Annotated in this window: 12 protein-coding genes; 4 read left to right on the top strand and 8 right to left on the bottom strand. The window is 71.2% G+C overall.

The window, feature by feature from the left end; translation table 11 throughout:
• The first annotated feature begins 57 nt into the window (after positions 1 to 57).
• Positions 58 to 348, top strand: a complete 291-nt coding sequence (gene groES, locus BM396_RS02540; RefSeq protein ID WP_010682002.1) for a co-chaperone GroES — start codon at positions 58 to 60, stop codon at positions 346 to 348.
• 74 nt (positions 349 to 422) lie between these two features.
• Positions 423 to 2,063: a chaperonin GroEL gene (gene groL / locus BM396_RS02535; protein WP_043755635.1), complete on the top strand. Its 1,641-nt coding sequence runs from the start codon at positions 423 to 425 to the stop codon at positions 2,061 to 2,063.
• Positions 2,064 to 2,169: 106 nt separating this feature from the next.
• On the opposite strand, the gene BM396_RS02530 is transcribed toward groL, so the two are convergent.
• From BM396_RS02530 to BM396_RS02495, 8 genes are all read right to left on the bottom strand, one after another.
• Positions 2,170 to 2,499 (bottom strand): hypothetical protein, encoded by a 330-nt coding sequence (locus BM396_RS02530; RefSeq protein ID WP_244538793.1) that lies wholly within the window; start codon positions 2,497 to 2,499, stop codon positions 2,170 to 2,172.
• Between the two features lie 373 nt (positions 2,500 to 2,872).
• Positions 2,873 to 3,385, bottom strand: coding sequence for a 5,6,7,8-tetrahydromethanopterin hydro-lyase (fae, locus tag BM396_RS02525; RefSeq protein ID WP_043353182.1), 513 nt, complete (start codon positions 3,383 to 3,385; stop codon positions 2,873 to 2,875).
• A gap of 238 nt (positions 3,386 to 3,623) precedes the next feature.
• The gene (locus BM396_RS02520; protein WP_081948685.1) at positions 3,624 to 4,457 is read right to left on the bottom strand and encodes a triphosphoribosyl-dephospho-CoA synthase; all 834 of its coding nucleotides are present in this window, start codon (positions 4,455 to 4,457) and stop codon (positions 3,624 to 3,626) included.
• Between the two features lie 26 nt (positions 4,458 to 4,483).
• On the bottom strand, positions 4,484 to 5,392 hold the full coding sequence (locus BM396_RS02515) for an ATP-grasp domain-containing protein (protein ID WP_043383731.1): 909 nt from the start codon (positions 5,390 to 5,392) through the stop codon (positions 4,484 to 4,486).
• Positions 5,393 to 5,504: 112 nt separating this feature from the next.
• Positions 5,505 to 6,479: a methenyltetrahydromethanopterin cyclohydrolase gene (gene mch / locus BM396_RS02510; RefSeq protein ID WP_043383730.1), complete on the bottom strand. Its 975-nt coding sequence runs from the start codon at positions 6,477 to 6,479 to the stop codon at positions 5,505 to 5,507.
• A complete protein-coding gene (locus BM396_RS02505; RefSeq protein ID WP_043383729.1) occupies positions 6,476 to 7,627 on the bottom strand; it encodes an ATP-grasp domain-containing protein in 1,152 nt (383 codons plus the stop codon). Before BM396_RS02505 ends, mch begins: the two co-directional genes overlap by 4 nt.
• 21 nt (positions 7,628 to 7,648) lie before the next feature.
• Positions 7,649 to 8,542 carry an NAD(P)-dependent methylenetetrahydromethanopterin dehydrogenase gene (locus tag BM396_RS02500; RefSeq protein ID WP_043383728.1) on the bottom strand — a complete coding sequence of 298 codons (894 nt, stop codon included), beginning with the start codon at positions 8,540 to 8,542 and terminating at the stop codon, positions 7,649 to 7,651.
• Between the two features lie 86 nt (positions 8,543 to 8,628).
• Positions 8,629 to 9,606: a beta-ribofuranosylaminobenzene 5'-phosphate synthase family protein gene (locus tag BM396_RS02495; protein ID WP_043383727.1), complete on the bottom strand. Its 978-nt coding sequence runs from the start codon at positions 9,604 to 9,606 to the stop codon at positions 8,629 to 8,631.
• Positions 9,607 to 10,075: 469 nt separating this feature from the next.
• Here BM396_RS02495 and BM396_RS02490 point away from each other — a divergent pair, with 469 nt between their 5' ends.
• Together BM396_RS02490 and BM396_RS02485 are read left to right on the top strand one after the other, a co-directional pair.
• Positions 10,076 to 11,146: a molybdopterin-binding domain-containing protein gene (locus tag BM396_RS02490; RefSeq protein ID WP_043383726.1), complete on the top strand. Its 1,071-nt coding sequence runs from the start codon at positions 10,076 to 10,078 to the stop codon at positions 11,144 to 11,146.
• Entirely contained in the window at positions 11,140 to 12,786 is a 1,647-nt protein-coding gene (locus BM396_RS02485; RefSeq protein WP_043383725.1) for a formylmethanofuran dehydrogenase subunit A, read from the top strand. Before BM396_RS02490 ends, BM396_RS02485 begins: the two co-directional genes overlap by 7 nt.
• Positions 12,787 to 12,808: the final 22 nt, after the last annotated feature.

Genomic DNA, 12,808 nt, shown 5'->3' with positions numbered 1-12,808 from the left:
AGCGGTCCCGCCGGCCGCATCAACGCCAACTCCAGACCTGAAGCAAGAGGGCAGCTCATGAAGTTCCGTCCGCTGCACGACCGCGTGGTCGTCCGTCGCATCGAGAGCGAGGAGAAGACCAAGGGCGGCATCATCATCCCGGACACCGCCAAGGAGAAGCCGCAGGAAGGCGAGATCGTCGCCGTCGGTCCCGGCGCCCGCGACGAGCAGGGCCGTGTCAACCCGCTCGACGTCAAGGCCGGCGACCGCGTCCTGTTCGGCAAGTGGTCCGGCACCGAGGTCAAGATCGACGGTCAGGACCTCCTGATCATGAAGGAATCCGACATCATGGGCGTCGTCGCCGTCTGATCGGATCACCTCTCACCGCCCTTTGAGACTTTCCATAGTCTTGGGGCGCAACCCAACCAGATAAGAGGCACACAATGGCAGCGAAAGACGTTCGTTTCTCCGCCGACGCCCGCGACAAGATGCTGCGCGGCGTCGACATCCTCGCAGACGCCGTGAAGGTGACGCTCGGCCCGAAGGGCCGCAACGTCGTGATCGAGAAGAGCTTCGGCGCCCCGCGCATCACCAAGGACGGCGTCACCGTCGCCAAGGAGATCGAGCTCGCCGACCGCTTCGAGAACATGGGCGCCCAGATGGTGCGCGAAGTGGCCTCGAAGACCAACGACATCGCGGGTGACGGCACCACCACCGCGACCGTGCTGGCCCAGGCCATCGTCCGCGAGGGCGCCAAGTACGTCGCCGCCGGCATCAACCCGATGGACCTGAAGCGCGGCATCGACCTCGCCACCCAGGCTGCGGTGAAGGACATCATCGCCCGCGCCAAGAAGGTCTCGACCTCCGACGAGGTCGCTCAGGTCGGCACGATCTCCGCCAACGGCGACAAGGAGATCGGCGAGATGATCGCCCACGCCATGCAGAAGGTGGGCAACGAGGGCGTCATCACGGTCGAGGAGGCCAAGACCGCCGAGACCGAGCTCGACGTCGTCGAAGGCATGCAGTTCGACCGCGGCTACCTGTCCCCGTACTTCATCACGAATGCGGAGAAGATGGTCGCCGAGCTCGAGGATCCCTACATCCTCATCCACGAGAAGAAGCTCTCCTCGCTCCAGGCGATGCTGCCGGTGCTCGAGGCCGTGGTCCAGACCGGCAAGCCGCTCCTGATCATCGCCGAGGACATCGAGGGCGAGGCGCTCGCCACGCTCGTCGTCAACAAGCTGCGCGGCGGCCTGAAGGTCGCGGCCGTGAAGGCGCCGGGCTTCGGTGACCGCCGCAAGGCGATGCTCGAGGACATCGCGATCCTGACCAAGGGCCAGATGATCGCCGAGGACCTCGGCATCAAGCTCGAGAACGTGACGCTCCCGATGCTCGGCCGCGCCAAGCGCGTGCGGATCGAGAAGGAGAACACCACGATCATCGACGGCGTCGGCGAGAAGGCCGACATCGAGGGCCGGATCAGCCAGATCAAGGCGCAGATCGAGGAGACCACCTCGGACTACGACCGCGAGAAGCTCCAGGAGCGTCTGGCCAAGCTCGCGGGCGGCGTCGCGGTGATCCGCGTCGGCGGCGCGACCGAGGTCGAGGTCAAGGAGAAGAAGGACCGCGTCGACGACGCCCTCAACGCCACCCGCGCGGCGGTCGAGGAAGGCATCGTCCCCGGCGGCGGCACCGCGCTCCTGCGCGCCAAGAAGGCGGTCGCTGCCCTGAAGTCCGACATTCCGGACGTCCAGGCCGGCATCAAGATCGTCCTCAAGGCTCTCGAGGCCCCGATCCGCCAGATCGCCCAGAACGCGGGCGTCGAGGGCTCGATCGTGGTCGGCAAGATCACCGACAAGGCGGACTCCGAGACCTACGGCTTCAACGCCCAGACCGAAGAGTACGTCGACATGATCCAGGCCGGCATCGTCGACCCGGCCAAGGTGGTGCGCACCGCCCTGCAGGACGCGGCCTCGGTCGCCGGCCTGCTGGTGACCACCGAGGCGATGGTCGCCGACGCCCCGAAGAAGGACAGCCCTGCTCCGGCGATGCCGGGCGGCGGCATGGGCGGCATGGACTTCTAAGTCCACGCCACCGCGCATGACGGAGGAAGGGGGTCGCCGAGAGGCGGCCCCTTTTCTTTTGGCGCTGCCGTGGCTGCTCGGCGCGCGCGGCGGAGTCTGGTCGGGCTCAGCGGCCTTGACGCGATGCCGGGGCCTGAAGGCGGGCTCGCACAGTGGCAATCAAGGATTGCCGGACACGCTCGGTCGCCTGGAAAGGGATGTCGAAGTTCAGGCTGTGGTAGATCAGGTCGCGGATACCGTCTTGATCGGGGTCTCCGCCGCCGCCCTCGATGACGTCGAGGATCCAGGCATGGATCGCCGCGTGATCCGACGGATCGGGATCCGCGGCGAGGACCAGATGGCCGCCGTGCATCCAATCATCGCGCAGGGCTGCGGATTCTTCGGCGGCTGTTGGCATGACCTGACCTTGCGGCTCTGATTGGCGCGGCCGCGACAACAGAGTATCCGCGCGCCGCGATGGAGTTCTTCCACATCAACGGCGGAGCCTCGACGTCGGCGGCGCCGCCGCGTCACCGGTGCGACCGCGCCTCACCCTGCCGCGAAGGCGCACAGCGGTCGAGGGGAGGCCGACGTCTCGGGCTCAGTCCGCGCGTCCGCGGTCGCGCGCGCCGACCGTGACGAGTCCAGCGCGCCGGCGCCCGAAGCCCCGTCTCAAGGCGGTTCGAGTGGCAGGCGACGAACGAAAAACGGGACGGCTTTCGCCGTCCCGTTCAAAGGCTTACCTATCGGCCAAGGAAGATCGAAGCCAGTCGCTGGAGCAGGCCCCGCGGTGCGGGCGGAGGCTCGCTCTGCCCAGGACCGTCCCCGATCTAAGCGTTGGCGGCGAAGGGGTGCTGCGCCGAGTTGCGCTGCTCGGTGACCGTCGAAGCCTTCGGCTCACCGTTGACGGCGCGCTGGATCGACAGCTTGGTCGCCTCGTAGTTGTACTTCTGGATCTTGGCGTCGTCGGCCGCCTCCCAGTGGATGAACACGCCGACCAGGATGTACAGGTCGTCGGCCTCGTCCGCCGGGATGATGCCCTCGGCCACCGCGTCCTGCACGGCCTTGGCAACGCCGTGCTGGGCCGGGCCGAACATCTGGACGGCCTGACGGGCGTCGTTGATGGTGACCTTGTTGAACATCAGGGTGTTCGGCTTGCACGGCAGGTTCGGCGCGATGACCGCGAGCAGGCTGGTGAAGCCGTGCTTGTTGTTCACGAGGCCGTTGCAGAAAGCCGTCTCGGCGGGCGAGCCGCGCGGTCCGATGATGAGATCGATGTGGGCGACCTCGTTGCCCTCGCCGACGAGCGCTTCGCCGACCTGAACCTTGGTGATCTTCGCCATTCGGTGTCTCTCCCTGGATTCCGAAATAGAGCCGCGCGCCGGGCGGTGCCGCGGCCGGGAAGCCATCCTTGTTATCGGCGCCCGACCATGCCGGCCGAGCCGGATGGGCCGAGCCGGTTGGGCCGGACAGCGCGGCGGACCCTACAGCGGGGCCCAGCGGCTCACAACCCGCGCAAGGCTCTGACACGAAGGAATTTCCATCTGTCCGGTGCCGCGATCCCCGGATCGTGCACCCGGGTCAGGCCAGCCGTGCGCCTGCAGCCGCAAGGGCGTCCCAGAACAGCGTCGCGACCGTAAAATCGGCGCTCGTGCCAGGATTGATGGCCCGCGCCTTCAACGACGCGTCGAAGGCCAGCAGCGCGTCGACCGGCCGTGCGGCGAGGTCGATCCTGGCGCGGAGGGCCTCGGCCTCCCGGCGGATGCGTTCGGCCGCCGCCGCCCCGTGCTTGCGGGCGACATGGCTGTCGGGAACCGCCTGGAGAAAGGCGAGATGAATCGCGGTCGTACACCATGTGGTGTCGAGCCCCCCAGCGCGGGCCTCGGCCAGGGCCGCGAGCCCGATCGCCGGCACTTCCGAGAAGTCCGTCACGTAGGCGCGGGCGATCCGGTCCCGGTTGGCGGCCTCCGTCATCGCATCGTGCAGGGCGGCGGGCGCCGCGTGGGCGACGTCGTGGTGCTCGGCTCGGCCGAGGCCGCCCGGATTGGCGAGGCGGATGGCCGCGAAGACGGCGTCCGCATCCGTGGTGTTCAGCGTCTTGAGCGCCGTCGCGACGGTCAGGCCCCGCTCGGCCGCGACGGCCAGGGGGGCGCAGAGGAGCAGGATGCCGAGATTGGTGTTCTGGCCCACCGCCGCCATCGTGGCGGCGACGCCGTCGCGGATCCGCATGCCCACGCCGGCGCCCGCCCGGGCCAGGGCCGGCGCCGAGACATCGGCGCTGATGACGAAATCCGCCAGCACCATGCGATGGCCGGGCGCGTAGGCGTGGACATTGCCGGGCTTGAGGGCGTCGAGCTCCGCGAGGCAGGCGGCCCGGTAGAGCGTGCCGATCAGCGCCGCGTCGAGGCCGCTCATCCCGGTTCCGCTCGTGCCTGGTCCGCTCATGCCACCACGAGCCGGGGACGGCTGGCGCCGCGGGCCGCGGCGAGGAAGCCGCGCACCACCGCGGCGGCGATATCGGTCTCGCACACGGTCTGGAGGCCCGACCAGGCCGGCATGGAATTGACCTCCAGGACCGAGAACCCGCCCTCCCCGTCTTCGACGAGGTCGACGCCGGAATAATCGACGCCGACCGCGGCGGCGGCCGCCTCGGCCAACTCGGCGGCGGCACGCGGCATCGCCCAGGGGAGCGGCCGGCCGCCCCGGTGGACGTTGGTGATCCAGCCGTCGCCCTCGCGGATCATGCCGGCGATGGCCCGTCCGTCGCAGACGAACACCCGGTAATCGCGCCACAATCCGTCCCGGCGGGGAACGTAGCGCTGGAGATAGTAGACCCGCGCCACTGCCTCCTCGTCGGGAAGGTCTTCCGGGCGCTCGATGAGGGCAAGTCCCTCGCCTTGTGACCCGAACAGCGGCTTCAGCACCAGGGGCGCACCCGGCCGTGCCTCGGCGGCGACCAGGGACGCCGCCGCCTCGCGCTTCGAGAAGACCCAGGTCTCCGGCGTCGGGAGCCCGGCCCGGTCGATGAGCAGCGACGTGGCGGCCTTGTCCACCGAGCGCTCGATCGCGGTCGGGGCGTTCCAGACGGTGACACCAGACGCGACAAGGGCGTGCAGCACCCCGAGCCGCATCGTCGTCGCCTCGAAGGTGCCGCCCGCGATGGTCCGCATCAGCACGCCGTCCGGCAGCGCGTCCGGGAAGCCCGGCACGCGCAGGGGCTCGCTGCCGCCCGTGACCACGGCGACGTCCGCCAGGGAGAACAGGACCGGCTCCACGCCGCTCGCGCGCAGGGCCGCCAGCAGGCGGTTCTTGTGCCAGGTGCCGTTATCGGCCGCGAGCCCGATGCGCATGGGGGTCCTGATCGTCACGCTGCCACCCGCCTGCGGGGGGGCCAGGAAGATGTCGCCATCCGGATCCGGTTGGGGCTCCCTCTCCCGCAGGGGAGAGGGAGCCCGGCGTGCTTCACGCGAAGGACGCGTCGACCAGCGTCGGCTCCAGACGGCCGCCGCGGTAGGTGACGCCGGTGCGCACCGACGTGACGATCGCCTCGGCCGGCGAGAACAGGGCGCCGTCGATCTTGTAGAAGTCGCCGTTCACCCGGCCGAAGATGTCGGCGAAGGGCGCGCCGTGGTCGCTCGACGTCGTCGAGGGCAGCTGTTCGGCGAGCTGCTTGGCATCGGCATCGTCGGCATCCACGAAGAGCTGCACGCGTCCGCCGTAGATGATCGCGTCGTTGGTGCGGCCCATCGCCTTGATGAAGTCCGGGTGCGGCGGCGACAGCGGCGCCGAGCCGATCCCGTCCACGATGGCGTGCAGGTCGAAGCCGACCGTGTGGGCCTTGTGGAGGGCCACCTCGAGGACGCGGGCCACGACCTGGGTGGAGCCGGCGAGGCTCTGGGTCGGCGCGAAGATGAAGGTCAGGTCCTCGGGCTTCAGGCCGGAGGCCTCGGCGACCTTGGCGACGACGCTCTCCGGCGGCCCGCCCGCCGCTTCCAGCACGAGGGCGGTCTTCGTGGCGGAGTCGCGGAAGCCGAGTTCCTGGTACAGGTCCTCGACGGCCGCCACCGCCCGGCCGGGCCCCGAGCCGAGGGCGAAGAAGCCGGAATCACCGGTCTCGTCCGCGAGGCTCCAGCCCGCATACTGGCTCCCCAGACAGGCGAGGACCGGGTCGGCGGCGTGGACCGTCACCGAATAGGGCCACGAGGCGATCGGTCCGGTCGGCGCGATCGTGACGGTGCCGAGGCCGCCGAGGCAGATCTCGGCGATGCGCCGCCCGGCTTCGATCGACCCCCTCGCCTGCGCGCCGGCATCGACCATCCGGGCGCCGCCGGCCGCCTGCGTCACGGAGAGCCGCAGCGTCGCGGCATCCGCCACGAGCCGCTCGACGAGGGGCGCCGCGAGCGCGTTGATGCTGGGATAGGATTGGCTGGCACTCATGACAGGGCTTCCTCGGGGTGAGTTTTCTTCGCCGCGCAGACGGCCCGCAGGCGCGCCGTGTGCGTTTCCAACAGGGCGAGCACCTCCGCCCGGTCCGCGCCTTCGGCCAGCACCGTGCAGAGCGGCGCGTCGCGGCGGACCACCGAGCCGGGGCACGGACGGTCGCGCACGCAGTCCGGCCACTCGAGGTCCGGAACAGGCGCAAGCTCCCGGTCCGCGTAACAGATCTGCGCGGCCGCCGCATCCGCCGGATGCGGCCCGGGGTCCGGCATCGTGCCGAGGCTGGCCGCGATATGGGCGGGAAGCAGCGGAATCCCGCGCCGGTCGAGGATGTCCAGCGTCGCGCCGGGCCGGGGATTGATCTCGGTGAGCCACCACGCCGAACCCTCGACCAGCAGGTCGGCGCTGGCGAGCCCCCGCAAGCCGGTCGCGGCGACGATCCGCTCGGTGCCGGCGGCGATGGCGTCCACGAGCGCAACGGGGAGCGCCGGGGCTTCCCCGGCACCGCGGGCCAGGGCCCCGGCATAGCGGAAGGGACGGATCGGCGACGGCGCGCACCATTGCTCGGTGACGGCGAGGATGCGGATCGTCCGGCCGTCGGCGAGGAAGTTCAGGGCGTGCGGCCGGCCCGGTACGCGTTGCTGGAAGTAGTGGCCCTGCGGTGCCGGCGACCGGGTCGCAGCCCGGATGTGGTTGCCGCCGCTGCCGCCCGCGCGCTTGAGCAGCCACGCCCGCGGATCCGGCGGCGGGTCGGTTGCCACCGCGGGATGCGGCACGCCGAGGCGTGTGCAGAGGGCCGCGAAGGCCAGGGGCGCCTTGAGGGTCGAGACGGTCTCGGCCGACGCGCCGATCAGCCGGTGCCGCGCGGCGAGGCGCCCGATCAAGTCCGGCGCGTCCTCGAAGCCACTGCCCAGAATGAGCCCGATCGGGCGGCCGGCGGCTCCGGCCAGATGGTCGAGCGCGGCCACCGTCGCGTCCACGGCCGGCGCGGTTCCGAAGCGGCCGGGCAGCGGCCGGTAGGCCTCGGCGGCGGCGAGCGTATCCGCGTCCCCGAACAGATCGGCTACGTAAGGACGAAGCCCGGCACGCCGCGCCGCCTCGGCCAGGGCGCGCCCGGCCTGGGCGGCGATCAGGACCGCATCCGCCATCCGGGGCCGGCTCGTATCGGACTAGCCGGCGATCTCCACCGCGAGCGCGTAGGCGTCGCGGAAATCGAGGCAGAGCGGCGTGTCGGAGGCGAGCATCCGGTCGAACAGGCGCCGCTGCGTCTGGTACTTCACGTTGCCGACTGCCAGCGCGCCGATGCCGACGCCCTTGCCGGTGGGCAGGGCGACATCGACCGCGTTCACGTCGATCCCCGCGATGCCGGCAGGCGGCACGGCGTTGACATCCGACGCGACGAGCAGCTTCGGCGCCGACTTCAGGTCCTCCGCGGTGAGGATCGGGATGCCCGCCGGCCCGGCGGAGAGGATGACGTCGGCGTCGCGGATGGCGGCGCGGCGATCCTCGGGGGTCGTGCCGTCGACAGCGCCGACCTCGATGCCGAAGCGCCACTTCATCGTGAAGGCGATCTTCGAGACCCGCTCCTCGCCGTCGTGCCCGACCAGAACGGTGGTGGCGCCCTGCAGGGCGCCGATCACCGCGGCCACGTAGGCGACGACGCCGGCGCCGCCGAAGATCACGATGCGCTTGCCGGTGAGGTCGGTGTTGAACTTCTGCGGCAGGGCGCGGGAGACCTGGGCCACCATGGCCGCGCCGGTGGTGAACGAGCCGGCCGGATCTGCGAAGACGTGATTCACGAAGGGCGGCACGAAGGCCTTCTTGGCGCGGTCGACCATGTCGAGGGCGTCCTCGGCGTTCTTGCCGCCGATGAAGATGCCCGTTCGCGTCCCGTCGGCCGGCGACCGCGAGAAGATCGAATCCTGGGTCAGCGAGACAACGTCGGCGAGGCTGACCTCGGTGTAGGTCACCACCGTCTCGAACCCGGCATCCACGGCCATGTTCACGTCGAACGGGCTCATGTGCCGGAGCGGCGTCAGCATGTGGAGGATCGAGCGGGCCATAGAATCCTCATGCGGCGCGCGACAGATGCGCCTGTCCACCGTCCAAACCCGGAGCGGTGCCCCGGGTCAAGTCCGGGGTGGGCGGCTCACGCCGGACCGGTTACCGAAGCGCCACTGTTGCGACCCCGGGCGATGACGAACCGGAGCGGACCGCCGCGGTCGAGGCCGGCCACCAGGGCGCGGGCCTCGGCCTCGGACGCCATCAGGGCGAAGCCGGTCGGCCCCCAGGAGGACTGCCCGTAGCCCGGCACGCCCTGCGCGGCGATGCTCGCCAGCGCCTCCGCCACCGCGGCGCTGGCGTAGCGGCCCCCCTGATGGGGCGCGAAATGGTCGCCGATCAGCGTCTGGATTCGGGTGATCCCGGCACCGAAGCCCTGGGGCTCGGCCAGGGCGACCGCGGGCAGGACCTGCATCAGCGCGATCCGGCAGATCTCCGCCGCCTGGGCCTCGGGAAAGCGCGGCAAATCGCGGAACGCCTCGACCTCGCGCGTCCCGTGCACGCCCGCCATGCCCGGATCGAGGATCAGGACGATCCGCCAGGCCTCGGGATAGGGCAGACGCGCGATGACCGGAGGCGGGCCCCCGTCCGCGCCGCGGCCGCCATCGACGATCAGGCCGCCCTCCGTGAAGGCGCGCAGGCCCACGCCGGACCGGTTGCCCCGGTCCAGGGTTGCCGCGAAGGCATCCGGCGCGAAGGGCTCGCCGCTGAGCCGTGCCATGGCTGCCGCCACCGCGAGGGCGAGCTGCGTGCCCGAACCGAAACCGGCATGGGCCGGGATGACCCGCTCCACCGTCACCGCCACGTCTTCGCCGTGCCCGAGATGGGCGGCGGCGGCACGGACATAGCCGCGCACGCGGTCGGCTTCAGGGCCCTCCACGGAAGGCCGCGCTGCCCGACGGGCGCTCAGGGCGAGGGACGGCGCATCGATGGCGAGCCCGATGCTGCCGAACCGGCGGCCGAGACCGCCGTGCAGGTCCAGGAATCCGAAATGCAGCCGTGCCGGGGCCTCGACCCGCACGGCACCGTCCGCTGCCACCTCGTTCCTTTCAGGGACCTCGCCCAACACACGTCCCTCGAATCCCGCAGGCCCGGCGCATGCGCGGCGCGCTTTTCACACGTGGCCCGGGGCCAGGCAACTTGGACAGGCCTGGATCGCACCGCCATCACGGCAATTCCGGCGCTCGGTTCCAGTTCAGGTTGCGCGGTCGCTCGGCCTGTCCGCACAAGGTGTCCGCAGGATCGCGGGGCGGCGCCGGCCCATCCGCGCAATCCACCTCGCGAACCACCTTGCAAACCCCCTGGCGATCCACCTTGCGATGCGGATCGCCGCCGGACCCCCCTTGCCGCGGTGCGCGGATGAATGCAAACCTAGGGGTTGCGACGGCGCGCCGAGTTTGCCGCTGCCCGGACATGCCGGGCGGATGCGCCATTCCGATTCGGTGGGGAACCCTCATGCTGAGGCGCACCTGCTTCGTCCGGTCTTACGGCCGTCGCCCGCTCCGAAACCAAGCAAGAACGTTGCGAGAGGGAGCATGGCAGCCTGGGTGAAGGGTGGCGCGACGGACGCGGGCACCGCCGTCGAGGCGGCCGCATCCCTGCTCGCCAAGGCGCGTGCGCCGGTGATCGCCGGCCTCAGCGCCGACGTGGCTGCGATCCGCGCAGCCTATGATCTCGCGGGGCGCATCGGCGCCTCGGTCGATACCGCCGGCGCGGCCGGGACCTATGCCGAGCTCGGAGCGCTGAGCCGGGTCGGTGCCCTCACGACGACGCCTGCCGAGGCCGTCGGACGCGCCGACACGGTTCTCGTCGTTGGTGCCGCCCCCTGGCAGGCGCCGCTCATGAAACGCCTGATCGACGCCAAGCCGACCCGTGGGCGTGCCGCCGGATCCGACAGGGCCCTCCTGGCGGTCGGTGCGAACGCCGGTGCGGCGCTGGCCTGGCCCGCCGATGGCGGGCTGCCGGAGGCCGTGGCCGAGCTGCGGGCCTATGCCCGCGGGCATCTCGCCGGTGACGCCTTGCCGGGGCAGATCGCGTCCCGGCTCGCGGCCGCGCAGTACGGCGTGCTGCTCTACGATCCGGCCGAACTCGGCGAGTTCGGTGTCGAGATGCTCCAGGGCCTCGCCATGGAGCTGAGCGAGACCACACGCTGCTTCACCCTGGCGGTCGGTGCGGCCGGGCAGGACCGGGCCGTCGTGCCGGTCTCGGCCTGGACGACCGGTCAGGCGCCGCGCAGCGGCTTCGGGCGCCGCGTCCCCGAGCATGATCCCTGGCGCTTCGACGCCGCCCGGCAGGTCGCTGCTGGCGAGGCCGACGCCGTTCTCTGGCTCGGTGCCGTCCCGGTGGCGCGCCCGGACTGGCTGTCCACGGTGCCGTCCGTGGCTCTAGTCGCGGAAGGCGAGGCGCAGGCTGCCGAGGTGGTGATCTCTGTCGGCCAGCCTGGCCGCGACCACGGCGGCGTCCTGTGGAACGAGCAGCGCGCCGCCCTGACCTTCTGGCCGGCCACTGCGCCGTCGGATCTGCCGTCGGCCGCGTCGGTGCTGGCCGCGCTCAAGGAGCGTCTGGCCACGCTGCAGGCCGCGTCGAGGAGTGATTCCGCATGCTGAGCGTGATCCGGGGCGGGCGCGTCGTCGATCCGACCGCGTCCCGCGATTCTGTCGGTGACGTCTGGATCGAGGATGGCCGCATCATCGATCCGCCGGGCCGCGAGCCCGACGCCGTGATCGATGCGGCGGGCTGCGTTGTGATGGCCGGCGGCGTCGAGGTGCACTCGCACATCGCCGGCGGCAACGTGATCACCTCGCGGCTGCTCCTGCCCGACCTCTACGTGAGCGAGGCGGCCCCCGACGGCCATCCCTTCGCCCATGCGGGCGGGGCCGCGGCCTGGATCGGCTCGACCTACGCGCGGATGGGCTACACCACGGCCGTCGAGCCGGCGATGCCGCCGACCCACGCCCTGGGCACGCAGCTCGAGCTCGCCGACATCCCGCTGCTCGACCGCGGCGCCCTCACGGTGATGGGCAACGACGACCAGCTTCTGGAGATGCTGCGCGAGCGCCAGGGCGGCAACGCCGTGCGCGACCTCGTCGCCCTGTCGGTCGCCCAGTCCCGCGGCCTCGGGGTGAAGTGCATCAACGCGGGCGGCGCCTCCGCCTTCAAGGACGGGGCGCTGCGCCTGTCGCTGGACGACGAGATCCCCTGCTACGGGCTCTCGACCCGGCAGATCATGGGCTCGCTCCTCGACGCGGTCGAGGAGATCGGCGTCCCGCACCCGCTGCACGTCCACTGCAACAACCTGGGCCTGCCCGGAGCGGACGACAGCTTCATGGCGACCCTGGATGCAGCGGAGGGCCGGCGCATCCACTTCGCCCACGCGCAGTTCTACGCCTACGGCGCGGTCGATCCGGCCAATCCCGGCACCGGCGGTTTCCGCTCGGCCGCCGAGCGCATCGCGCAGGCGATCGCCGACAGTCCGAACGCCACCCTCGACATCGGGCAGGTGGTGTTCGGCCAGACGGTGACGGTGTCCCTCGACATCCTCCGTCAGTTCGCGGGCCGGAAGGGCGCGAAGCCGAAGAAGTGGGTGCTGAACGCGGGCGACGCCGAAGGCGGCGGCGTGGTGCCGTTCCTGTACCGGCCCCGGGGCCCGACCAGCTCGCTGCAATGGGCGATCGGCCTGGAGATCATGCTGCTCTCCACCGATCCGGAGCGGACGATCCTGACGACCGACCACCCGAACGGTGGCCCGTTCACCCAGTACCCGCGCATCATCCACCTGCTGATGGACAAGTCGGAGCGTGACCGCGAGATCGCGACGCTGCCCAAGATCGTGGGCGAGCGCTCCGGCCTTCCTGGCCTGGAGCGCGAGTACACGCTCTCGGAAATCGCGCAGCTGACCCGGTCGGGTCCGGCCAAGCTGCTGGGGCTGGACGACCGCGGCCATCTGCGGGCCGGTGCCCGGGCGGACGTGGCGGTCTACCGGGACGACACCGACCGAACCGCGATGTTCACCGCCGCCAAGCTCGTCCTCAAGGACGGCGTGCCGATCGTCGAGGACGGCGAGGTGGTGGAATGGCGGGCCGGCCGGACGCTGTCGCTGACGGTCGAGTCCGACAAGGCCATGGCGAAGCGCGCCGACACCTACCTGACGGAGCGGTTCGGCGAGGGCCTCGACAGCTTCGCCGTGCCCGACGCGGCCTTCGGCGACGGTCCGGACAATTTCGAGGCGGTGCCATGCCGGTTGTGATCAGAGGGGCGAGCCGCGGGAA

This window comes from Methylobacterium sp. UNCCL125 (genome assembly GCF_900116795.1).
GTDB lineage: Bacteria > Pseudomonadota > Alphaproteobacteria > Rhizobiales > Beijerinckiaceae > Methylobacterium > Methylobacterium fujisawaense.
This window is presented reverse-complemented; position numbering and strand designations above follow the sequence as displayed.

What these genes read in the sequence shown, in the direction of transcription:
- groES (WP_010682002.1), top strand. Translation starts at nt 58, where the DNA reads ATGAAGTTCCGTCCGCTGCACGACCGCGTGGTCGTCCGTCGCATCGAG.
- groL (WP_043755635.1), top strand. Translation starts at nt 423, where the DNA reads ATGGCAGCGAAAGACGTTCGTTTCTCCGCCGACGCCCGCGACAAGATG.
- fae (WP_043353182.1), bottom strand. Translation starts at nt 3,385, where the DNA reads ATGGCGAAGATCACCAAGGTTCAGGTCGGCGAAGCGCTCGTCGGCGAG.
- BM396_RS02520 (WP_081948685.1), bottom strand. Translation starts at nt 4,457, where the DNA reads ATGAGCGGCCTCGACGCGGCGCTGATCGGCACGCTCTACCGGGCCGCC.
- BM396_RS02515 (WP_043383731.1), bottom strand. Translation starts at nt 5,392, where the DNA reads ATGCGCATCGGGCTCGCGGCCGATAACGGCACCTGGCACAAGAACCGC.
- mch (WP_043383730.1), bottom strand. Translation starts at nt 6,479, where the DNA reads ATGAGTGCCAGCCAATCCTATCCCAGCATCAACGCGCTCGCGGCGCCC.
- BM396_RS02505 (WP_043383729.1), bottom strand. Translation starts at nt 7,627, where the DNA reads ATGGCGGATGCGGTCCTGATCGCCGCCCAGGCCGGGCGCGCCCTGGCC.
- BM396_RS02500 (WP_043383728.1), bottom strand. Translation starts at nt 8,542, where the DNA reads ATGGCCCGCTCGATCCTCCACATGCTGACGCCGCTCCGGCACATGAGC.
- BM396_RS02490 (WP_043383726.1), top strand. Translation starts at nt 10,076, where the DNA reads ATGGCAGCCTGGGTGAAGGGTGGCGCGACGGACGCGGGCACCGCCGTC.
- BM396_RS02485 (WP_043383725.1), top strand. Translation starts at nt 11,140, where the DNA reads ATGCTGAGCGTGATCCGGGGCGGGCGCGTCGTCGATCCGACCGCGTCC.